The organism is Cellvibrio sp., from assembly GCF_039207905.1.
GTDB lineage: Bacteria > Pseudomonadota > Gammaproteobacteria > Pseudomonadales > Cellvibrionaceae > Cellvibrio.
In genome coordinates, this window is the sequence record NZ_JBCECX010000001.1 from 85,789 (window position 1) to 109,476 (window position 23,688).

Annotated in this window: 16 protein-coding genes; 1 reads left to right on the top strand and 15 read right to left on the bottom strand. The window is 52.3% G+C overall.

Annotated features, from left to right (window positions below; translation table 11 throughout):
* Nucleotides 1-38 precede the first annotated feature (38 nt).
* Complete coding sequence (locus AAGC78_RS00380) at nucleotides 39-446, top strand: DUF1428 domain-containing protein (protein WP_435782035.1); 408 nt, start codon at nucleotides 39-41, stop codon at nucleotides 444-446.
* Nucleotides 447-733: 287 nt separating this feature from the next.
* Here AAGC78_RS00380 and AAGC78_RS00385 read toward each other — a convergent pair whose 3' ends face one another.
* From AAGC78_RS00385 to AAGC78_RS00455, 15 genes are all read right to left on the bottom strand, one after another.
* Nucleotides 734-1,891, bottom strand: coding sequence for a lytic polysaccharide monooxygenase auxiliary activity family 9 protein (locus tag AAGC78_RS00385; protein WP_435782036.1), 1,158 nt, complete (start codon nucleotides 1,889-1,891; stop codon nucleotides 734-736).
* Nucleotides 1,892-2,272: 381 nt separating this feature from the next.
* Nucleotides 2,273-4,276, bottom strand: a complete 2,004-nt coding sequence (locus tag AAGC78_RS00390; protein ID WP_435782037.1) for a TonB-dependent receptor plug domain-containing protein — start codon at nucleotides 4,274-4,276, stop codon at nucleotides 2,273-2,275.
* 351 nt (nucleotides 4,277-4,627) lie between these two features.
* The gene (locus tag AAGC78_RS00395) at nucleotides 4,628-4,966 is read right to left on the bottom strand and encodes a PDZ domain-containing protein (protein ID WP_435782038.1); all 339 of its coding nucleotides are present in this window, start codon (nucleotides 4,964-4,966) and stop codon (nucleotides 4,628-4,630) included.
* A 153-nt stretch (nucleotides 4,967-5,119) separates the two neighbouring features.
* Nucleotides 5,120-7,069, bottom strand: a complete 1,950-nt coding sequence (locus AAGC78_RS00400; protein WP_435782039.1) for a MacB family efflux pump subunit — start codon at nucleotides 7,067-7,069, stop codon at nucleotides 5,120-5,122.
* Complete coding sequence (locus tag AAGC78_RS00405) at nucleotides 7,069-8,292, bottom strand: efflux RND transporter periplasmic adaptor subunit (protein WP_435782040.1); 1,224 nt, start codon at nucleotides 8,290-8,292, stop codon at nucleotides 7,069-7,071. Before AAGC78_RS00405 ends, AAGC78_RS00400 begins: the two co-directional genes overlap by 1 nt.
* Before the next feature lie 287 nt (nucleotides 8,293-8,579).
* The gene (locus AAGC78_RS00410; RefSeq protein WP_435782041.1) at nucleotides 8,580-11,048 is read right to left on the bottom strand and encodes a TonB-dependent siderophore receptor; all 2,469 of its coding nucleotides are present in this window, start codon (nucleotides 11,046-11,048) and stop codon (nucleotides 8,580-8,582) included.
* A 122-nt stretch (nucleotides 11,049-11,170) separates the two neighbouring features.
* Nucleotides 11,171-12,211, bottom strand: coding sequence for a FecR domain-containing protein (locus tag AAGC78_RS00415; RefSeq protein ID WP_435782042.1), 1,041 nt, complete (start codon nucleotides 12,209-12,211; stop codon nucleotides 11,171-11,173).
* Nucleotides 12,211-12,729 (bottom strand): sigma-70 family RNA polymerase sigma factor, encoded by a 519-nt coding sequence (locus AAGC78_RS00420; RefSeq protein WP_435782043.1) that lies wholly within the window; start codon nucleotides 12,727-12,729, stop codon nucleotides 12,211-12,213. Before AAGC78_RS00420 ends, AAGC78_RS00415 begins: the two co-directional genes overlap by 1 nt.
* Nucleotides 12,730-12,823: 94 nt before the next feature.
* Complete coding sequence (locus AAGC78_RS00425) at nucleotides 12,824-15,382, bottom strand: TonB-dependent siderophore receptor (protein ID WP_435782044.1); 2,559 nt, start codon at nucleotides 15,380-15,382, stop codon at nucleotides 12,824-12,826.
* A gap of 111 nt (nucleotides 15,383-15,493) precedes the next feature.
* Nucleotides 15,494-16,474 carry a FecR domain-containing protein gene (locus AAGC78_RS00430; RefSeq protein WP_435782045.1) on the bottom strand — a complete coding sequence of 327 codons (981 nt, stop codon included), beginning with the start codon at nucleotides 16,472-16,474 and terminating at the stop codon, nucleotides 15,494-15,496.
* 12 nt (nucleotides 16,475-16,486) lie between these two features.
* Nucleotides 16,487-16,990, bottom strand: coding sequence for a sigma-70 family RNA polymerase sigma factor (locus tag AAGC78_RS00435; RefSeq protein ID WP_435782046.1), 504 nt, complete (start codon nucleotides 16,988-16,990; stop codon nucleotides 16,487-16,489).
* Between the two features lie 115 nt (nucleotides 16,991-17,105).
* On the bottom strand, nucleotides 17,106-19,490 hold the full coding sequence (locus AAGC78_RS00440; protein ID WP_435782047.1) for a TonB-dependent siderophore receptor: 2,385 nt from the start codon (nucleotides 19,488-19,490) through the stop codon (nucleotides 17,106-17,108).
* 92 nt (nucleotides 19,491-19,582) lie between these two features.
* Nucleotides 19,583-20,560, bottom strand: a complete 978-nt coding sequence (locus AAGC78_RS00445; protein WP_435782048.1) for a FecR domain-containing protein — start codon at nucleotides 20,558-20,560, stop codon at nucleotides 19,583-19,585.
* Complete coding sequence (locus AAGC78_RS00450; RefSeq protein ID WP_435782049.1) at nucleotides 20,557-21,063, bottom strand: sigma-70 family RNA polymerase sigma factor; 507 nt, start codon at nucleotides 21,061-21,063, stop codon at nucleotides 20,557-20,559. Before AAGC78_RS00450 ends, AAGC78_RS00445 begins: the two co-directional genes overlap by 4 nt.
* A gap of 159 nt (nucleotides 21,064-21,222) precedes the next feature.
* Entirely contained in the window at nucleotides 21,223-23,679 is a 2,457-nt protein-coding gene (locus AAGC78_RS00455) for a TonB-dependent siderophore receptor (RefSeq protein WP_435782050.1), read from the bottom strand.
* Nucleotides 23,680-23,688 lie beyond the last annotated feature (9 nt).

Sequence of the window (23,688 nt, forward strand, 5' to 3'; positions counted from 1 at the left end):
TGTCTAAGAAGCAATGATTTTATCCAGAGGGATTCGTAATGACCTACATCGATTGCTTTCTAACCCCTGTTCCACGCGCGAATCGTGCGCAGTATGAAAAGCTTGCTGCTATTTCGTCGGAGGTGGTGCGGGAATATGGGGCGCTGCGGGTGGTTGAGTCTTGGCTTGATGAAGGCGGGTCGGATGCATCGACTTATCATGCGGATAGCGCGCGTCAGTCTGCGGAGAGTTATGGAACTATGATGGCTGCAGCGGGTACGAAAAAAGATGAGACGCTAGTGATGTCGTGGATTGAATGGGCGGATAAGCGCAGCCGTGATGAGGGCATGGAAAAAGTGATGTCTGATCCGCGTATGCAGTTTGCTGATATGGAGCCGGTGTTTGACGGTTCGCGATTGATTGCTGCCGGATTTATCCCGATGCTTGATCACTCAAACAACAATTAAAGATTATTTAATCTGCAGCAATGAAAGCCATTTATTAACCAGTCACAATCAGCGTCCATGATTTGAACGCTCTTTCACAGGCCAGTAATTACAAGGGCTGGGAACCATTACCAAAGGTTCACTCACAGAGTTATCCACAACTTTTGTGGATAAGCACAGCAATAAGCATCGTTTGTTTTGCGAGCGGGTTGCTGAATTTGTGAGATAAATATCCAAACCTATTATTCAAAAAAAACGGCAACCGAAGTTGCCGTTTTTTATTTCTGCTGCAATTCAGTTGCTAAGGTTTATTGGCAGCTGCGCACTAGCGACCAAGCGTTGGTCCATGCCCAGCCAGTGCCTGGAGCATAAGCGCCACCTTGTGAACACCAGCCGCCAACGGTACAGCTGTATTCGCTTCCACCATTTTGTACCAGCGCGCCGGTTGCGTAGCTTGCGCCGTTAACAAATACGGGTGATGAGCAATTGCCTGTTGGTGCAGATGATGAGCTGGCTACAGAGCTGCGTGAGGAGCTGGCAACAATCGCTGATGACACGCTGGAGGAGCCATTGCCGCTACATGCACCTAAATCCAACCAGTAGTTATATTGACCATTGGTTTGCTCCGGGTTGTTGCCTTGAGTCCAATAGTTAGCAGAGTAACGTCTGTTGTTGTACTGGACTTGTTGTGGGTTGGTGTAGGCAGTTCCGGCATTCCAGGTCGGCAAGCCAGCACAGGTGTTGTTAGAGATACTGGATGATGAGCCAGTAGGTGCTGAGCTTGAAGTCACGGCAACTGATGATGAGCTGTTAGGTGTGCCAGTGTAGACAACATCCACACATTGATAGAAACCTTCCGGTGCATCAGTAATCGCACGTTGCCAAATGCTATACACGATATGGCGGCCGGTACGTGCTGGCAGGTTAACGATGTGGGTAGAGGTCGCTTCCTGACCTGCTGGTGCTGATTGGTGGATTTGTTCCAGATCAGACCATTTCAATGGTGCTGCGCCAGGATTGAAACCTTCTTTGGTGATGTAGTAACGGAAGTAATCGGTTCTGTGCTGCGCGGTGTTAGTCCACACGAACGCGAGTGGGCCAGCGCTTACGTTAGTTGCTGGCCAATCGTTACGTGCCAGATCCAAGCCGCCAAAACCAGCTTTACCTGCACTACACAATTTGCCATCGGGAATCAGCGCTTGGTGATTGTCGTTTGCACCGCCGATGTTTACTGACTGCGGCTCATATTGGCTCGCATTACCTGCGGCTGCGGCGGCAATACACGCAGGAGCGCTGTTGCCACTTTGACCTGGAGTACAAATGAACGCACGGCTTTTGGGGCTGGACACGTAACCGTGGGCACTTGCTTCAACCGCGCTGAGCAATGCGGCGGCACCTAATACTGCAGACAAGCCAAAAGCGTTAAACGCTTTCAGTCGGGAAACGGATTGATTATTGGTTTTCATCTTTCACTCTCCACTTATCAAAAAAATTGTCAGTTGTATGGGATCTGCCAAAAACGTTTTGATGTTTTTGAGCGAATAAAAATGTGTTGCGCAAGGCGCGGCTAAAATTTCTATTCGGGTGTCGAGTCTACGATGCTGAATTCAAAACACTAGTCTGACTTTTCGCCAAAGTGGTGTTTTTGCGTTCGACTTTAGGATGGGAAATAACGCAAAAGTGCGGCGGGAAATTGAGGCGACAGATAAATTTGATTGAGTTCACAAACACGTTGGTTGTGTAAATTTATGCAAACAGAAAATAAATTTTATCTGCACTTTTTATTTTCATAAATTGCGGTTGATTGAGGTGACAAGTGGGCGCGAAAATTTAGTGAAAGCGAAAAATTAAAATTGCCAGGTGAGTTTTGCAAATAGGCTGCGCTCAATTTCGCCGACATTAATATCCTCGATACCACCGAATTCCCTCTGCCGATCCTCCAGCAAATTCTGCCCGGTAATATTGATGCGCAGCGATTTACTCACTTGCGTACCCAGGTTGACATCCATGCGCACATAGCTATCCACACCGGTGATAGGTAATTTATCGACATAACTGGTGGTCACATCCAGCGTCCATTTGGTGGTCATGTTCCAGAATAGTTTTACGCCTGCCTGATGCTTGGGCGCCAGCTTTTCATCGGTTTCCTGTGTGGGATCAAGCGCCGTTAGCGACATGTTCATGTAGCTATAATTGGCGGCCAGTTTTAAATCCGGGCGAATGTTCCAACTGAGTACCGCTTCAATCCCTTCGGTGGTGCCTTTCATATCGTTGGTAAACATGAAGGGAATTAAAATATGGATTGGATCAACACCGTTATTTACCACGGTGACATTTTCGGCGCTGGCTGTTGTGGTGCGTAGATGTTCGTAATCGTTGTAAAAGGCGGCGAGATCGAGCGATAAGTCATTGGTCAGTTGATGGCGATAACCCAACTCGTAAGCGGTCAGCTGTTCGGATTTAAAATGATCGTTGGGAACGAGTGCTGCGCGGATATTTTGCGCGGTAATCAGTGTGCTGGTGACATCTTCTTCAAGTGGTGTTGGTGTACGCACGGCGCGCGATATCGCTGCCCAGACAGTTTTGTTTTGATCCGGATGCCATTGCAGGCGTGCATTGGGTTGCACTTCAAAACCGGAAAAATCATTGTGTTCGAATTTGCTGCCGAGTGTTAAAAACCAGGTGTCGGGCGCGAGCGTGATTTTATCTTGCACAAAAGCGCTGTAGAGATTATTGCGTCGCTGCTGCGGTGAGAAAGTGGTATTTCTGTCGCCGCGTTGGTCATCGGTTAAATAGCGAAACCCGGCACCGAGGATAATGTCGTGGCGTTGTAACGGCGCAAAATTATATTGCGCATCCAAATCGTAGGTCATGCGGTCGTCGATAAAATTAACTGGCTCATCGCGCTTGGCCCAATCTACATAGCTTTGGATGCTGAGTTGCGATCCATCATCGCGTTTGTCGATCCAGCGTCCGAGCAGATTAATTCCCTCGTAGCGAAGTAATTGCTGTTCAGCGGTGGCATAGGGTGCGATTAGCGAATAGCGCGTACGTAGCTGCTGCGCGTTGGTGCGATAGGCATCGCCTTGCAGGGTAAATTGATCCGCCCAATCAGTGCGAAAACCGGTGCGGAATCCATCCCATTCATCGTAAGTATCCTGAGAGTTATCGGGTGCACTAACGGGTTTATGCGATGCATCTTGTTTGAAACTTTTGGCGTAGACGCGGTAATGACCGTCATCGCCAAAGCTGCCGCCATGACGCGCACTCAGGGTGCCATGCTCTTCATTGCCGTAGACTGCACTGGCGACAGTGCCTTGGGTTGCGCGGGTATGTCTGGTGATTATGTTGATCACCCCGTTAACCGCGTTTGCCCCCCAGAGCGCGCCACCGGGGCCGCGCACAACTTCAATGCGCTCAATATCCTCCAGCATCAGATTGTGCGCCTCCCAGAGCACGCCACCAAACACCGGGTTGTAGATGCTGCGTCCATCAACCAACACCAATAGTTTATTGGTGAGGGTGCTGTTGAAACCGCGAATGCTGATCGCCCAGCTGTTTGAATCGGTGCGCGCTACCATCATGCCCGGAACCAGTCGCAACGCATCGGGAATATTGGTCACGCCGGAGCGGGTGATGTCTTCATTGGTGACGACATAAACCGCAGCAGGCGCGTTGGATATGGATTCTTCTTTTTTGGAGGCAGCGTGAATTTTGACTTCCATCAGCTGTTCAAGGCTGAGTTCAAAATAATCGGCGGTGTTCAGGGCGAGGGAGGGTTGCGCACTCAATGTTACAGCGAGTGCAACGGAGCTTGCGAGAGTGGTGCGCAACAATCGATCTTGTGACATGGGTGGTTCCTTTCTCGATCCCCTTTACAACTGATACAGCATCTGGAATTTGCTGCGGGATGAGGTGACGCGTAGGGCGTGGCATAAAAAAGACAGGATAGTCCATCAATCCGCATTGTGCGGGCGCTTTTTTGCCGGAGCGGGACAGTATTCACGAATTGAATTAATGAGCAGTTATTTATGGATCAACTTGTTTGAGATGCAACCAATTTTATCCACCGGGGTTGTGGATAAAATTGTGTGCAAACTCTGCGTACATGGCCGAAGCCGCCAATATTCTAGGTGTGCGGAAAGTTGGTGATTAGATGATCGATATCAGCAGAGGGATTTGTGCGAGGGATTTTCACAACATTAGCGTGCAGTAAGCCTGATAGTGCGCGACTCGCCTTTGCTGTCGATAATTTCAAACTCGGCGCTTTCACCCGGTTTTTTCTTCATCTTGTCGCGCGCCGTCCAAGCCGAGCATCCGGGAACTTTGCAATCATCGATAGCAACAATTTTATCGCCGGGCATTACACCTGCTTCAGCCGCCGATGAACCCGGTGCGACTGTCGCAACCACTGCACTTTCCAGTTTGGGTGGAAATAAGCCAGCGGTGCTGACATCGACCTCCACTCCAAAATCACCGGCATCGCTCGCTGCACAGAGTTGTGCAGCAAAAATAAATGGCAGTATCCAAAATGATTTCATTGCGTTTCCTTCCTTTCTTGTGGTCTGTTCGCGTAAGCAAATGGTTTGCTATTGACCTTAAGAATTCAGGATAGTTTTTTTCTGCACGGTGAATTTTTTTTGGGAAATGCGCCGCCCATTTTTAGCATGGGCGGTGCGATAGATTTTGAAGGATCAGGGGCGGGCGAGGGCATCAATCGGATCAAGCCGCGCTGCATTGCGTGCGGGCAAAAATCCGAAGATAACACCAATCAATGTGGAGACAGCGAAGGCGCCGATGATGGCGGTGTTGGAGAAAATCATTTTGAAGTTGCCCGCTGCCAAATCAAACAAGGCGCCGGCGCCAAGTGCTAAACCTACCCCCAGTAATCCGCCGATCAAACACACCAATATGGCTTCAATCAGGAACTGCCGCAGGATATCGCTTTGCCGCGCGCCGACCGCCATGCGCACGCCAATCTCCTGAGTGCGCTCGGTGACCGACACCAGCATGATGTTCATTACCCCGATACCACCCACAATCAGTGAGATAAGCGCGATGGAAGAAATCAGCAAGGTGATAGTTTTGGTGGTTTGCTCAATGGTCTGGCGAATGCTGTCAAAGTTGGTGAGGAAAAAATCCTGTTTGCCGTGGCGCTGGGTCAGCAATTTGGTGATGCCCTGTTCGGCGACCGCGCTTGGCACTGCATCATTAATCCGGATAGTGAAACTGCGCAGATAATCCTGCCCGGTGATGCGCGTCATCGCGGTGGTGTAGGGAATCCATACCGTCAGCGACGAACTGCTCATAAACGGACTGTTGCGATTGGCGGTCACACCCACAATACGCACCGGCACATTGCTCAACAGGATCACTTGCCCGAGCGCGGATTCGCCATTGGGGAAAAGGCGCTTGTAGGTATTGTCGTCAATAACTGCCTCTTGTGCGCGCTGGCGGATGGCGATGTCATCAAAGGCTTGCCCATCCTGGAATTGGTAACCCATCACGCGAAAGAATTGGTCGCCCACGCCAGTGATACTGGCCGAGACATCCACATTTTTATAACGCAGGCCAACACCAGTAGTAACGGACGGCGTCACGCTGTCCACAAATCCCAGTTGCTTGAGCGCCTCGGCATCTTCCGCGCGCAGAGTGCGAACGGCTTCAGCGCGTCGGTCGCCAAAACCACGGCCAGCCATCACTTCAATGGTGTTGGTGCCCATGGCGCTGATGTCGGCGAGAATCATCTGGCGCGAGCCTTCGCCCAACGCGACTACGGATACTACCGACGCAATGCCGATAATAATCCCCAACATGGTGAGCAAGGTGCGCAAGCGATGGTTGACCATTGCGCGCAATGCCATGCGCGTGGCTTCGCCCAAACGGCCGAGCAGATCACCCAGCAAACTGGCGCTGGCCGGTGGTGTGTGACGTTGCAGTTTGGTGGGAGCTGGCGCGTCGGGCTTGCGCCGATCGGCGATAATTTGTCCGTCGCTGATTTCAATAATGCGGTGCGCATGTTCGGCGACGTGCGGGTCGTGGGTCACGATAATAATGGTGTGGCCGTCGGCATTTAGCTCTTCGAGGATTTTCATCACTTCGCGTCCGCTGGCCTGGTCGAGCGCGCCGGTCGGTTCATCGGCGAGGATTACATCGCCGCCGTTCATCAGCGCCCGCGCGATGGAAACCCGCTGCTGTTGGCCGCCAGAAAGTTGGCCGGGGCGATGGTGTAAACGCTCGCCCAAGCCCAGTCGCTCCAGTAATGTACGACTGCGCGCATGGCGCTCAGACGCGGCGATACCGGCATAAATCGCCGGAATCTCCACATTGCCGATGGCCTGCAAATCGCCCATCAATTGGTAACGCTGGAAGATAAAACCAAAATGCTCGCGCCGCAGTTGCGCCAGCGCATCCGGCTCCATGCTGCCGGTTTCTTGCCCGGCGACTTTATAGCTGCCGCGTGTTGGTCGATCCAGGCAACCGAGGATATTCATCAGCGTCGATTTACCGGAACCGGACGGCCCCATAATCGCCACCATTTCACCTGCGGCGATGCTCAAATTCACATCGCGCAATACCGCAACAACTTCATCGCCAGCAGGGAATTCGCGTGTCAGTCCGTTGATTTCCAGCAGCGCGCTCATCAACCTCTCCCCGGTCTTGGACCAGTACTCGCGCCCGCACCGACAACTACTTCACTGGTGACAATTTTTTCGCCTTCTTTCAAACCTTCAAGCACTTCTGCTTGCACGCGATTGTTGAGGCCGATGCGCACTTGTTTTTCTACCAGCTTGCCGTCGTCCTGTAACACGCGCACTTGGTAGCGACCGTCTTTTCCTTTCACGCCTAATGCAGCACTCGGCATGGATAACGCCGCCTTAGCGCTATTCAAAACAATAGTGGCCTGCGCGGTCATATTGATGCGCAATTTACCCTCGGGATTGGGCACATCAAAAATACCGTTGTAATAAATCGCGCTCGCGGTATTGCTGGTGGTGACGGTGCTGGAGCCGCTGCTATCGCTGGCGATAGTGGTTGGCCCGGGTTCGACGGCGCGCAGCGTGGTGTCGATGCGCATATCGGGATCGCCCAACAAACTGAAATACACCGCCATGCCTGCTTTAACGCGCGGTACATCGGCTTCGGAGATTTGCGCTTTCACCGTCATGGTATCGAGCTGCGCAAGTTTGATAATGGTCGGTGCCGATTGGTTGGCGTTTACGGTTTGCCCTTGCTCGGTAACTACCGCGACTACTACGCCGTCCATAGGTGCAGTTACGCGGGTGTAAGAGAGATTTAATGTTGCAGTGCTTTCAGCAATTTTAGCTTGCAGGATTTGCGCTTCCAGTACGTCTATATCTGCTTTGGCGATAGTGGAATTGGCTTCGGCTAACTCCAAATCCGCGCGCAAGCCTGCATCTTCTTTTGCTAATTCGCGTTGACGATTCAACACCAATTCGGTTTGTGCCTGCGAGGCTTTTTTCGCGCGCAATTGGGCTTCGGTACTTTTTAATTGTGCCTGCGCATTGCGCAATGCATTTTGCTGCGGCAGCGCGTCAATTTCGGCGATCAATTGCCCTTGTTTAACCGTATCGCCCAATTGCACATTCAATAATTTAACTTGCCCGGTGACCTGCGCACCTACGCTGACTAATTTGGCGGCGCCGATAGTACCGGTGGCGAGCACAGTTTCTTCAATATCGCCGCGCACTACCGGTGCCGTAGCAACTTGCGGTGCGGGTGGTTCGGTAAACCAGATGTGTTTGATGCCCCAAACAACGAGCACCAGTAATAAAACGATTCCTGCTTTACGGAGATTTTTATTCGCCCAGATTTTATTGCTGCGGACGCTATTGATACTCATCATTTACACGCTTTCCTATCATCCAAAATTAGAGCTGCTCCGGAAGATGACGCAAAGTTACCGCCGGAACTATCCTGTTATCGCAAAGAGCTGTTACCGCAAAAACCTGCATTCGCAAAGAAGGGGAATCTTATTTACCACAGCACATAAATGCCACGGTTATTTTAAATGAATGAAGCCGGGTATTAACCCGGCTTTGTGTGGTGCAGTTGGATGATAAATGTTTAATCCACATTAAGTGTTAAACAATTAAAAAAACAATGTGCAAATTTCGACATCTATTTCGTTTTTTAAAAGCGATAGCGGAAGGTTGCATTTAACTGGCGCGGGCTTCCGTATTGGGAGCCTTGGCGAAATGCGGTTAAATATTCCTCGTCGAATAGATTGTTAATATTCAGCGTCAGGCTCGCCGCATCGGTGAAATCGTAGCTCGCCATCAGATCCAGTACGCTGTAACTGCCTTGCTCCAGGCGATCATCGGGCGTGCCGGCGATGCCATCTTTATTTGGCCCAACCTTGTCTTTCCAGGTTTTATCTTGCCAGCGAATACCGCCGCCCAATACCAGACGATTCAATGCAGGAACCCGGTAAGTGGTAAACAATTTTGCGCTGGATGTCGGGCTGGCGGTGAGCACTGCATTACCATCGGCATCTTCAATATCGTGATGACTGATTCCGCCGTTGATTTGCCAACCGGGGTGCAATTCGCCACTCAACTCCAATTCGATTCCTGTCGCCACCGCGCCTTCAATGCCGATATAAATTGGCTCGCCATCCAAACGTTCACCGGTATCTTCCCCCAAATTATCTTGTTCGATACGAAATGCGGCGAGTGTTGCATTCAACCGCTGATCAAAAAATTCACCTTTAATTCCCGCTTCAACTGCATCGCCTTCAATCGGGCCGAGCAAATCGCCCTGGTAATCGCGATAACTTTGTGGAGTAAAAATATCGGTGTAGCTGGTGTAGAGCGAAAAGGTTTGATTGATGTCCCACACAACGCCGATATAAGGGCTAGCGATATTGTCGTGATCGTATTCGGATTTGGTTTGGGGCGCAGGTTCTTCAAGGCGATCTATATCAATGCGATCAGTTGACCAGTTGCTCAGGCGTGTACCTACAATAAATGACAAATCTTCCGATGCCCGCAAACGCGCGACGGCATAACCTGCCGTTTCCACCACATGTGCATCAACTGAATTTTCCCAAACTCGTTCAGTGCGGGTAAGTTGCGGCAATTGCGCGGCTTCACTAAAAAAATCATCGGGTGCGTAGCCATCCCAATCGTAATAGTTGTCATCAATCGCTTTGCTATCAACGCGGTTTAGTCCAAACATCAGATCGTGGCGTAGATCGCGCCACAAAAATTGGCCAGACAAATTTATATTCAGCGCATCGCGACGACTTTCATCCAAATTTTCATCGCGCCAGGCAAATGCACCACTGCCATCCTGGTTCACGTAACCCTCCCATACAATTCCTTCCAACGCGGAATCACTGCGCTGATGGTTGTAAGCGAGGCGTGCTTTCCAATCAGCATTAAAACTGTGTTCAAGATCGGCACTGAGCGTGGATGATTTTGTATCCCAATTTGCCCACTCGGGTACTTGCGACCAGGTGTTGGGTAAATCGATGCGCGATCCATCGCTGTAAAACATGGGCACTGCGCCACCGAAGGGAACATCATCGACATGGTTGCGAAAATAATTGGCTTTAACGGATAACAATGTTTGCTGGCTCAAATCCGCTTCGATCACACCAAATGCAGTTGTGTTGCGTCGATGATAGCGGTCAATAAACGAATCTTTGTTTTCACCCGCGGCGGCCAGTCGTCCGCGAATAGATGCGCTCTCGTTTAAAGCGCCGCTCACATCACCTTCAAGGCGTTGCATATCCCACGAACCGAGTGTGCCTTGTAGTTGCACTTGGGTGTCGCGTGTCGGGCGTTTGTGAATCAGGTTTACGCTGGCGGATGGTTGACCTGCGCCGCGCATTAATCCATTTGCGCCTTTCACAATTTCTACGCGATCAAATGCCACCATATCCATTTGGCTTTGATACAACAATCCGTAAGCGCCAGAGGGATAACTCGATACCGGTAAACCATCCACCAGATAATTGCCAATTTCAAAACCGCGCGCAAACATGGTGTAGCGCTCGCTGTCGTGTTGTTCGCGATTAATTCCGGGGGCTTGTTGCAGCACTGCAGGTAAATTAAATAATCCCTGATCTTCAATTTGCGCGCGCGTGACAACACTGACAGTTTGCGGTGTTTCGCGCGGTGATAGCGCAAGCCCTGTTGCTGTTGTGGCAACGCCGGATGTGTATGAGCCAGTGCCTTCGGTAATCGCACCTAATTTATCTGCACTCACGCGCACGCTAGGCAAAAATCCTTTGTTCTTAATCGGTCGCAAGGTGTAACCCACATCGCCTTTTGCCAATTCCAAACCAGTGCCCACTAATACGCGTTGCAGTGCTTGTTCTGCAGTGAGTTTTCCTTGCACCGCAGGAGAATTTTTATCTTTAACCAATTCAGCGTTGACAGTGATTACCACACCGGCAATGCGACCGATCTGCAACAGGCTGTGCGATAAAGGTGCGGCGGGCAAGTTAAAATCCAGTAATTGGTTTTGTTCTGCATTAGTTGGAGGTTGTGCAAAAGCAACCGTTGGCAAACCGCCCAGTAGCGCAAGGCTCATAGCAAAAGTGAGCGGGCGAATGGGAAAGTGCAGACGAAAATAACGGGAAGGGTTACGCACAAACAGGCTCCTTGGATGCAATGAAGTAAAGTAAAGCGAAGATAGTTATCTCCATTGCCGGACGAGTTTTAAAAAGTGATAGGCCTGTTGAAAAATAAAGTTAAAAATAATTGCTGACACCCTTAGTCGGTGCCAGCTGCTTCGATATGCAACCAGAATCCGGTGCGTCGGTTAATGCGGATGGGTAATGCATCGGTAAGCGCGGTTAAGGCTTTATCCGGCGCTGTGATCGGTAAAGTTGCTGTCACCCGCAATTGTGCAACGTCCGGTGCGACGGTAATTATTCCAACACTATAGCGCGCGAGTTCTGTTGCGACTTCGGCCAATGAGCGGTTGTCGATAACCAATAAACCATTGCGCCAGGCATCAACACCACTTGCCGATAATTGCGGCGCACTGATGTGGTTATCCGCCATCATCACCCCGTATCCTGCATCAACCTGCTGTTGTGATGCGCAACTTGCGGTTGCATTTGTATCGCAATTTTTCGGGCGTGCCATCACTGCAGCTTCGGTCACATCCAAACGCGTGTGGCCACTTTGTTTTTGCACCACAAACGCAGTTCCCAATGCACGCAAACTACCGTCATCGGTGATAACGAGAAGCGGACGCTGTTCGTCGGGGTTGTGGCCATTGCGAATATAAATTTCACCGCTGCGCAAATGAATCCGGCGTTGCTGCGCGGTGAAATCAATATCCACCACTGTGCGGCTGTTGAGTACCAGTTGGGTGTTGTCCGGCAGGATTATTTGTTGCTGTTCGCCGGTCGCCGTTGCGTGGTCGGCGAGTAATCCGGTTAACGGTTGCTGCATATCAATGGCGACGAGTCCGCCGCTGATAAACATGAATAGCAACGCAAATCCGCTCAATACTTTTTTGCCGGAGCGACGTGGCGCTATCACTAATTTGCGCAGTGGTGCAGTTGGCGCACGCGGCAAAATTTTTAGCTCGCCATCCAGCATGCGCAATTGTTGCCACACGTGTTGGTGATCGGGATGCGCGTCTATCCAGCACTGCCAGTTATCTAAATCCTGGTCCGAAGCCTCACCCGAATCCAACAATATTTGCCACTCAATCGCCTCATCCAATAAGCGCGATGAAACAGGGCGTTCAACTGAGTCATTAGAAACTGAACCGGTAGCAGAGGTCGCAGAAGAATTCATTAATCCGCCACCCCGAAACGCAATGCATAACAATGGCGCGCAGCCGTCGCCAAATATTGGCGCACACGAGGCACAGACACCTGCAAGTGCGCAGCAATTTCCGCGTGGGACAAACCATCCAACCGGCTATACAACCAGGCAGCGCGAGTTTTAGGCGTGAGGCCATCTAGTAACCGATCAACCGCAATCAGCGTTTCCAACAAAATATGTTGTTGCTCAGGCGAAGGTGCTTCGTCTTCCGGCAACTCAGCGAGATGGGCCAGCCATGCTTGCTCCAAGGTGCGGCGGCGATAAAAGTCGATCACCAAACCGCGCGCGATAGTGGTGAGAAATGCACGCGGCTCGCGCAATCCAACCAATTGCTCTTGGCGTCCACCAAGGATGCGTACAAAAGTATCCTGCGCCAGATCCGCCGCCTGAAATGAACACCCCAATTTTTTGCCAAGCCAATGCTTCAACCAGTTGTGATGGTCGCGATAAAGCGATTCGGTTACGGCATGAGGGGGATGGTTGGACATAGCTGCATGGCGATCTGTTTAAAGATGCGCCATGCTGGCATAAATGATATTGATTCGCAATAACAGGTGTTTGTTGCTCGATTGGAAAGCAGTGTTAGAACTGTCCTCGCAACGTCACTGACCAATTACTGGGTTCACCGTACCAGTTGCCGGATGCACTGGTGCCAACGGTTTTGTAATAGGTCTTGTCAAACAGGTTATTGAAATTCACCGTCATCAACCAATGCTCATCGATGATGTATTCGGCAAATGCGTTCCATACCGCGTAACCACCCTGTGTGAATTCAAATGGCATGGTTGGGCCATCGAATAGGCCGCTGGTTTGGTTATAGCTATTTACCGTGCCGCTGACAAAGTGGTTGCTCTGGGCGGTGACGCCACCGCCAAGTCGCCACGCCGATAATTGCGCAGGCAGACGATGGGTACTCCATAATTTGAATAAATGCTTGGGTGTCACCGAGTGATAACGAACATGAGTCACTTCATTGCTATTGCGATTATAGGTATAACCCGCGAACAGATTCCAGTTGGGCAAAAGCTCGCCGGATAACTCCAGATCTACCCCCTCACTCAACACTTCACCTCGGTCGATCCAACAGCAGTTCAGGCCTTCCTGACCTATGGCGGTGCTTGGGTAATTAGGATCGCGCACTGCTTCACCGTTGCGCTCAGTGCGATACACGGCGAATGAGGTGGTCAGGCGACCATCGCGGAACTCTCCCTTCACGCCCACTTCCTGATTGCTGCCGGTAATGGCATCCAGTGGCGAACCGGGTAGCGGCCCTTCAAGCCGATTAGCTTGTGATTTATAAATTTCAGTCACACTGCCATAGACTGACCACTGCCCATTGAGATCGTAAACAAGGCCACCGTAGGGTGTGAAAATCCCGTCTTCTTCGTAGGCACTGATTGCGCGCGAGGTGACCGCACCGTTGATGTTGTAGCTAATCGAGGGCGATGCGTACTCATAGGAGGAGTAGCGTCCACCCACTACCAACTTGAGTGGGTCGGCCAATTGCAATTGCAAGCGCGAGTAATAGCCGCGTTGTTTTGCACCGTAATCTGGCCATTCGCGTGTGCGCCAGGTTGATGTCGGTTTGGGAATTGTGCTGCCGTCAAAGGTAAAGATATTCACTACCGGTCTGCCATTGGCGAACACGGTTGTGTCATAGGCTTCGGTGTGTTCGATGTCCTGGCCATCAGCACCTGCCAGCAATTTATGTTTATGTCCGAACAGCTCGAAACTGCCGCTCAGGTTGATGTCGTAAGTTGTTTTTTCTGACGAGTAATCGTATTTCCAGGATGAGAATACTGTGCCAGCAAGAGTATTGGGATCAACGGCGCCGGTGGTTGCACCAAATAATAAATCGGTGCTGCGATCGACATAGGTACCGGACACTTTTAGTAACCAGTCATCTCCCAGTTTTTGTTCGACACGTGCAAATAGCTCTTCGGTTCTCAGATCCCAGTATTGCCAGTCAGCGATGGTTGCAGTGTTGCGCGGCAGACCTATATCTTCACCATTGCGATAACGCGGCAATCCGAAACGTGCCGGGAGTTGGTCATCGCGCTCATAGCTGAGGCCGAGTGCGAGTAGTGTGGAATTAGTGAGATCCGCTTCGACAGTGCCGTAAAAAAATTGCTTTTGATCCTCGGCGGTTTCATAAAAATATTCGCGGTCCGTGTAGGAAATAATGGCGCGGCCGCGCAGCTTGCCGTCAAACGCCAGCGAACCGGTGATGTCGCCTTCCGCGAAATAGTTGTTCCATTTGCCCGCCGATAATGTCGTCTTCAATTGGGTTTCGTGTTTCGGTCTTTTGCGAACCAGATTTATAGCTCCACCGGGTTCGCCTGCACCGGAAAATAAACCGTCAGCACCGCGTACTATTTCTACTTGCTCATACATACCGAGGTTTGGATTAAAGTAGTGCTCGCTGAATGAATCGACCGAGGCTCCGTCGATTTGTACATTACTGATCTGGAATCCGCGCGCGTAAAACGAACCGGCACCACCGCTATTGCCCGTTACCATAGTGACACCGGTAGTCTGCAACATCACATCACCCAGGCTATTGAGATTTTGATCTTCAATGCGCTGACGCGTCACTACCGACACTGACTGGGGGACGTCCCGCACAGTTTGTCCTTTGGCCAACGATACCTGGGTTGCGGTGTAGGACATGGAATCTTCCGGTGCCAATTGTTCCGCAGATACTTTTACGGCGGTTAATTTGCCTATCTGTTTGTTCACTTTGCGCAACCGGTATTGGCCTTGCGCATCGCGCTCGGCTGCCAGATCGGTATCGGCGAGCAATAATGAAAAACCTTCATCAATCGAATATTGCCCCTGCAAGCCACTGCTTTGTTGGCCATCCAATGTGTGCGGCTCAAATACCAATTGCACACCGGCATGGGCGGAGAATTCGGCGAGCACATCGCTGAGTTTTCCGGCGGCGATTTTGTATTCCTGTTTGACATTGGACGTCGCTGTCGCAACTGGTTCGGCTGCTTGTGCAGCATTGGTTGTCAGCAGCGAACTGCCGGAGATGGTGAGAAGAGAGCAGCTGACAGCAAACGACAGTGCAGTCATTTGCTGTTTTAAAAATTGCGGCGCCTGATTTTTTTGATTCAGTGCGGATAAATGCGAACTCATGAATTTTCCTTCATTGGTATTGATGTGTGTGTTTTCGTTTTTACGAAGCGTCACGCAGATACCGGATGAAAGAAAAAAAGTGATCATTGCAGAGAAAGTTTTTTTGCACGCTTAAATGCGCGCACTGACGGTAACCCAATAATTGGTAGTGCGGCTGATTTGCACGGGCAGGTTTTTTTCAAGCAGGGCGAGGCTGGCCTCCGTATCGACAAGCGAGAGAGAGCCAGATACCAGCAGCTCGTTTACTTCAGGTGCACAGCGCAAAATGCCTGGGCGATAGCGTGATAGCTCAGCGACCACATCACCCAGCCGCATGCCTTTAGCCAGCAAAATCCCTTTTTCCCAGAGCGCATTGCTGTTATCCAGCGGGATGGGCGCCGTATTGCCGTGTGCAGCGAATTCAATTTGCTTGCCGGCATTTATCTGCTGCTTCTGGCCACTAGTGAAATTGTGCAGTTCAACTGCATGCTCGAATACCGCGAGGCGACAATGGGATTTATCCAGCTGGCGCACACTGAAACGGGTACCCAATGCGCGTAATAATCCATTGTTTGTTTCCACCAAAAACGGGCGCGGTGTTGGCGCTGAATCCGCGTGAGTGGTGATAAGAATTTCACCATCAATCAAACGCACACGTCGCTCATGCTCAGAAAAAATAATATCGATGGCGCTGGCAGTGTTCAGTACTAACCTCGAACCATCGGGCAAAGCCAGGGATTTTTGTTCACCTGTGCGCGTGGCAACTTGTGCAGTCCAGCGCTGCCAGGGCAATTGCTGATGCGCGATCCAGCCAGCGGAAAGCGTGATAAAAGCGGTGGAAAATAATTCCAGTGCGCGCCGCCGTGTCAGGTGGTTTTGTTGCAGATTGCGAACGGCGGTTTTGCCCGTATTGCTATCGATTTGTTTGAAGGTTTCAAAGACAGCTTGTGCTCTCTGCCAAGCATCTTCATGGGCAGGACTAGTGTTGAGCCAACGCTCAAACGCTTGCTGGTGCACCGCACCGGGAGATTCGTAATGCAGGCTTATCGCCCAATCAGCGGCCTCTTTCAGCTGGGCAGGATGGATGGTTTTTTCCTTCGCGGCGACCGTCATATCAACACCCTGTCACGCCAATTCCATACAGGCAAGCAAGGCCTTATGGATATGCCGGCGCACAGTAATCACCGGTGTTTGGGTTTGCGTCGCAATTTGCTCCAGCGTTAAACCTTCCAATTGTGCCAGTAGGAAAATGTCGCGTGTGCGCGCCGACATACGCCACAGCATCGCATCGATACGCGTAAGGGTTTCAATAATCAGGTGAGTCGTTTCCGGTGAAGGCGCCTCGCCTTCAGGAAGCTGCATCAGTGCATCAAGGTAAGCCCGCTCCACATCGCGCTTGCGCCAATGGTCAATCACCAACCCCTTGGCAATATGAGTGAGTAGGGCACGTGGCTTATCGCCAATTGTGCTCAGCGGCCTACGGTTGTTCATCAAGCGCAGGAAAGTGTCTTGCGCAAGATCCGCCGCCTGCTGCGAACATCCCAAACGCCCACGCAGCCAACCGCGCAACCATGAGTGATGATCGCGATAAAGCGATTCGGTAATGGCATGTGGAAGAGGGTTAGACATGGCTGCATGGCGATCTGTTTAAAGATGCGCCATGCTGGCATAAATGAGATTTGTTCGCAATAAGTGTGGTTGGTGGAGAGTTTTGGTCAGCTTCATCCCGAAGCTGGCCGAGCGATTAAAACGAGTACTTGGCACTTAGTGTGAGGTTTCTGGGTTCACCGTAATAGCCATAGTTGTAAAAGCCTTTGTAATAGGTTTTGTCGAAAATATTGTTCAAGTTGGCTTGTAGGTGAAGTTGTTTGTTCACTTGGTAGCTGCTGAACAAATGCACCAGACCATAGGCTTTCTGAACGGCATCTTCACCCTCAGGGCCTACTTCCTTCATGTAGATATCTTCCTGCCAGGTCATGTGCGCGCCGACGCGCAGACCTTCCAGTTTTTGCTGGAAGCTGTGGCTCGCGGTGAGGCGCAATAAGCTGTCGGGTTCCTGGGTCATGATGGTTGTGCCTGTGGCATCTTTTGCCAATGCACGGGTAAAGCCGCCGCTGAGATTCCAGTTGGCAACCGGTTCACCGCTGATCTCCAATTCAAAACCTTCAACGGTTGCGCCTTCAACCGCCCGATAAAACTCCTTACCGGTGGTTTCATTAACACCTATGTATTCCGGGAGATTGTCCTGTTTGATCCTGAAAACGGCGGCGGAAAAATTCAGCTTGGCCTCATTAAATTCGCCTTTAATGCCCGCTTCATAGTTGGTGCCAGTAACGGGGTCCAACAGTTTGTCATCGTAGTTGCGCGCACCGTTGAAGCGGAATATTTCGGTGTAACTGGCGTAGGCGGTGAAGTGCTCGGCAAAGTTGTAGACCAATCCACCGTAAGGGGTTAGCTCGTCTTCTACGTAAGTAAATCCTCCCGAGCGGAGGTTGCTCTGGCGAGCCCCCAATATCAACTTGAGTGGATCTGCCAATTGCCAGCGCGTTGCTACATAAAACCCGTCCTGACGGGTGGAGTAATCTTCTTTTCGGTCATAGTCTTCACCAAAAACCGGCGCGGGATAGTTATTCCAATCGTAATAATTATCCAGCGGTTCGCTGCTTAATAGCAGATGATACTTTTGATCGTAGACTTGGTCGCTGTAGTTCCAGCCCAGCACCAGTTCATGGGCACGATCGAAGAGGTTAAAACCACCAGTAAGATAGAGGTCAGCATTTTCCTGGGTTCCATCCGAGTCATAACTTCTGAACAGGGTACTTACTCCCTCGCCAGTCTCGCGGTTTGGGAAACCGTAGAGATAGACCAATTGATTTTTCGCTTCCAGTTCCTGACGTTCGACGCGCACATTGGCCTGCCAGTTGTCGGCGAAGTTGTGTTCCAGGCTCGCAAAAACATTGGTGGTGTCGCTGTTCAGGAATGTCCAGTCGCCGGCGCTAGTAGTGGAGCGCGGGAAATTGGTGGTGTCGCCGTTGCTGTAGAACATCGGAACTGGCTGACCAAATGACGCGCCGTCCGTCTCGCTGCGACGGAATTGGACGCCGGTGGTGAGCAGGGTGTTAGCGGTTAAATCAATATCCAGCACACCATAAATCAGGCCGCGCTGGTTGTTGTAATGGTCGACATGGGAATCGGTATCGCGCCATGCACCCACAGCCCGCCCGCGCACTGCGCCTCCCTGTGTCAGGGCGCCGGAGACATCCACTTCCGTGCGGTAGGCGTTCCAGCGCCCGACACTGCCAAACACGCTCGCTTGAAACTCGCGGTTTGGCCGTTTGCGAATCATATTGATGGACGCACTCGGATCGCCATTGCCTGACAGCAAACCGGTAGCGCCACGGGTGATTTCAATCCGGTCATAGCTCGCCATATCCGCATTCATATGTTCATCGTGCATGCCTACCACGGTGGTGGGCATGCCATCGATTCGGTAATCGTGTACATCAAAGCCGCGCACGGTCACGTTGGCGCGATCCGTTTCGCCCTGTCCCAATGAGATACCCACGGTACGCTCCAATACATTGGCGAGGGTGGTGAGGTTTTGGTCTTCCATCTGCTGACGGGTGACTACGCTGACGGATTGCGGGGTTTCGCGGATCGACAAGTTGAGTTTGGTGGCGCTGTTCATATTGCCGGTGGTGTAGGAACGGGTGCCTTCGGTGGTATCGCCCAGCGCATTGCTGGAGACTTTTACGGTTTTTAATCGCCCGACCTCAGCCGCTTTTTGCAGGCTAAAAGTGCCATCGTCTGCTTTGACTGCTTTCAGGCCTGAACCCTGTAGTAGTTGGTTCAAGCCGCTGTCGATATCGGTATCCGCCTTTAGTCCCATGCTGTTTTTCCCTTCGACCAAGACCGGCTCTATCGATAAGGTAATACCGGCTTGGCTTGCGAATTCCGACAGTGCAGAACTCAATGAACCAGCGGGGATTTGGTAATGGCGGGTTTGATTGGTGTCGGCCAATGTCAGCGAACTGGCTAAGGAACCGAGTAGTAACAAACTGAAACTGGTGCTGCGCAAAGCGCGCGCGAGTGGGTGAAGCGGGTGTGTCTGGCGGCCGGTTCGTGGCATGAGTAATTCCCCAAGTGGATGTTGTTGTTCATAGGGGAAGACACATGAGCGAACAAAACACGACACACTTTTTTATAAAGCGAGCGTTTTAATCAACCCGCCTGCGTAGTTTCCTTTGCTGCGATGGTGACCCAGTAGCGCGTGCGATAATAAATCTCTACTGGCAATGACCGGCTCAGGGCCGCCAATGCCTGGTCGGTATCCTTGAGCTGGAAGCTGCCGGAAATCGTTAAATCTGCCACGGCCGGATCGCAGCGTAAAAATCCCGGTCGATAGCGCGCGAGTTCGGCGGCAAATTCCGCGAGCGGCGTTTTATCGGCGCGCAGCACGCCGCGTGTCCAGTCACTGGCGCCAGTGGGAAGCGCAATCGCAGGTGTTACACCTTGCTGGTTAAACCGGGTTTGCTCACCCGCCGTTAAGCGGGAAGGAGAAGCTTTGGCCGGACGCAGTTCAACCACTCCTTCCATGACTGAAACTTGAGTGTGAGCACTGAGTTGGCGCACGCAAAAACGTGTCCCCAGCGGGTGCAAACTGCCTTCGCGTGTTTCCACTATGAATGGTCGATTGGCAGCATCTGGGGCCGTTTCGATCAATATTTCCCCCGCGCGCAGGCACAACAGGCGCTGTTCAGCGGTAAAGGCAATATCGACGGCACTGTCGGTATTGAGGTGAAGCTTGGAGCCATCGGGTAGCGCCAATTCCCGGTGCTCGCCCACTGCAGTGCGCACATCGGCGGACCATCTTCGCCAGGGCAGATCCCGGTAGCTGATGGCACCGACGGGAGCTGCGATGATTAACAACGTCAACATTTTTAAGGTCGCGCGACGATCCAGGTTGCGCGGGCGGTCGAGTGTAGGCAGACCGATATCGGCGGGAATTTGGGTGATCTGCGCATGAAAGTGTTCCGCCAGTTGCCATGCCTGTTCATGGTCAGGATGGCTCTGCCGCCAACGGGCGCAGTCGGCGCGTTCGCTACTGGAGGCATCGCCCTGCAGGAGCACAAACCAGCGCGAGGCTTCGCGCGCAACGCGGCGATCAATTCCCTGGCTGCTAATCAACGGCGCAGTCATGGTAAGTCCACCGCCAGCAGCATAAATTCTTCGTAGGCGCGGGCGATGTAACGTTGTACCGAGCGGACACTGGTATCGAGAATAACGGCGATTTCCTGCTGGGAATATCCCTCCAGCTGTGCCATTAAAAATGCACGCCGCACCCGCGCTGGCAATTGATCCAGCACTGCATCCACTGTCTGCAAGGCTTCCATTATCAAGGCCTGTTGTTCCAGCGACGGGACTTCCGCTTCCGGCAAACTGGCGAGGGTATCCAGATAGGTTTGCTCCAACGAACGGCGCCGTAGCAGGTTAGATGCAAGGCGGTTGGCCACAGTCGCCAAATAGGCGCGCGGAGTATCAATCACCACGGGCGGAGCGGTTAACAAGCGGAAAAACGTATCCTGCATCAAGTCACTGGCATCGGCACTATTGCCCAACCGCCGACGCAGCCAAGCACGCAACCACGAGTGATGGTCGCGGTAGAGCGCTTCGGTTATGGCATGTGAAGAATGGTCAGACATGGCTGCATGGCGATCTGTTTAAAGATGCGCCATGCTGGCATAAATGATATTGATTCGCAATAACGGTGGGGCAATCCTGTTAGCAATAGCCCCGGTTGCTTTAACGTCCTGCATCCATGCAGTGGTTATCAAGGGAAGGTCGACTTAAGGGACGCGAGATCAAAACTTGTAATTCAAGGTTGCGTACAGATTGCGTGGCGCGCCGTATTCGTGCTGATCCGGAGCAGTTCGGTAGACCTTATCAGCTGCATTGTTCAGATTTAGGGTCAGCATCAACTGATCAGTAAAGGCGTAGCGCGTCATCAGGCTGACCACGACATAGCGTTTCTGGGTGTATAAATCGCGCAATGACTCGTCTACCCAACTGGTCGAGATGGCGCTTTGCCAAGTCGCGCCACCGCCAACGGTGAGCTGATTGAGCGAGGAAGGTGTCCAGCTGGTAAACAGTTTGACTTGCTGCTCTGGCTGGTCAAGGTTCAGGCGCTTACCGGAACTGTCTTCTGTACGCATGCGGGTGTAGCCGCCCTGCAAGCGCCAACCTTCGGTAAGTTCACCAGCCACTTCCAGCTCCCAGCCACGACCTTCGGTATGATCCTCAGCTCGATAGGCTTGGTCGCCTTTCGGGGTCAGGTTTTCGCCATCCTCGACTGCCAAATTGTCTTTCTTGACCTCAAAAATTGCGACGCTGGCGTTCAAGCGGCTATCAAACCACTCGCCTTTCAGACCGGCTTCGATGTTGGTGGCTTCTTCAGGATCGAGCAGGTGGTCATTTACATCGCGGGAGGATTGCGGATTGAAGATGGTGGTATAGCTGGTGTAAGCCGAGAGATTTTCGGTGAGGTCATAAACCAGACCCAGATAGGGTGTGAGCACCCCATTTTCTTTCAGGTCTCCACCTTCGGTTACAGCATCAGCCTCATCCAAAGTGCGCGAGCGCCAGTGGGTTACGCGTGCGCCCGCCAGAACTGACAACTTATCGCTGGCCTGCAGACGGGTGGCGGTGTAGAAACCGTACTGGTCGGTCTTGGTGCGGCCGCCGAATTCGTAAAGTGCATCCCAGTCCGGTTCGGGAATCTCCCGGTTCCAGGTGAAGACATTGGCGGTGGCATTGCCCCAGTCCATATACCAGTCCGGGCTCTTCTCATCTGACCAAGTGCCATTGAAACCTGCGGTCAGCTCATGCTGGCGGCCAAACAGTTCGTAGTTGCCATCCAGCTTGAAGCCCAACGAATCCACCTCGTTATTCAAACGATAGCCGCGCAGATGCAGAGGGGCGGTGCCGTCTGGTTGGGGCTGTTCGGTAACGCCGAAGCGTTGCTCTGTTTTGACCTGACTGTGGTTGTAGGCCAGCTTGACGCGCCAGTCGTCGTTGAACCGATGCTCCAAGGCTGCGGTCAGGCCAGTGCGACGGTCATCAAAACCACTCCATTTGGATAAGGCGTTATCTTCGGGGCCAAAGGGCAATGGGTTGCCTTCCGAATCCGCCAAGGCATGGCCGGTAGTCGGCCCAGCACCCGAGCCGTCGTCGCCACTGAATTCTACTGCCAGCGTTGCCAGGGTTCGGTCTGAAAGATCGGCCTCCAACACACCGTAGGCCACGTAATTATCGTACTGGTAGCCCTCTTGCCAGCTGTTGCCTTCTTTGTAAGCGCCTACCATACGGCCGCGCAGGGTACCGGCATCGTTCAGCGCTCCGCCCGCGTCACCCAGTGTATGGTGCTGCTGCCAGGAACCGAACGACTGCGACACTATGGCTTGTGATTCCGCTGTGGGTCGCTTGCGGGTAAGCGCAATGGCCGCAGAAGGATCGCCCGCGCCGGTCATCAAACCAGTAGCTCCGCGCACGACTGTCACTGAGTCGTACACATCTGTGTTAAGCGTGCCCAGCCCCTGAATCGCCCAGCCGGCTACAGCCGATGGCGGGATGGGCAAGCCGTCCAATATCAGGCTCTGTACCGTGTAGCCGCGCGCATAAATGGGAGCATAACCACCCACGGACGAACCCATGGGGCGAAATACAATCCCCGGTGCCTGTGCGACGGCATCACCCAAGCTGCTGATTCCGCCTTCGTCCATGCGCTCGCGCGTGATCACCGTGACTGACTGCGGCGTCTCGCGCAATGACAGGTTTAAGCCGGTGGCTGACGCAGTGCTATTTGTAGTGAAGCTGCCTGTACCTTCGGTGGTGTTATCATCCATCGTAGTCGCCATCACCTTCACCGCTTTCAGTACCCCGACTCCGGCGGAAGGAACTGATTTCAGCACATAGCTTCCCGTCTCTGACTTAACCGCTTGTAAACCAGTGCCTTCCAACAATAAATGCAAGGCAGTGGTGGTGTCGGCTTCGCGGCTCAGGCCGGGGCTGTTGCGCCCTGCGACCAGCTCGGGGGGAAATACCACTATCACACCGGCAGCTTTGGCAAAGTTGGAGAGTGCCTGCTCTACTGATCCCGCAGGGATTTCATAGCGGCGAACTTCAGCACTTGGAGCAGTTGCCTCTTGGGCGATAACGGGAGCCGCCAGCATGGCGCTTGCGATGACCGCGAGCATAAGCGCACGGCCGTTGCGGCGAAAATGTGTGTTGCTCGCACTGGTGTTGGTATGTGGTCTGTACATGCTAATCCT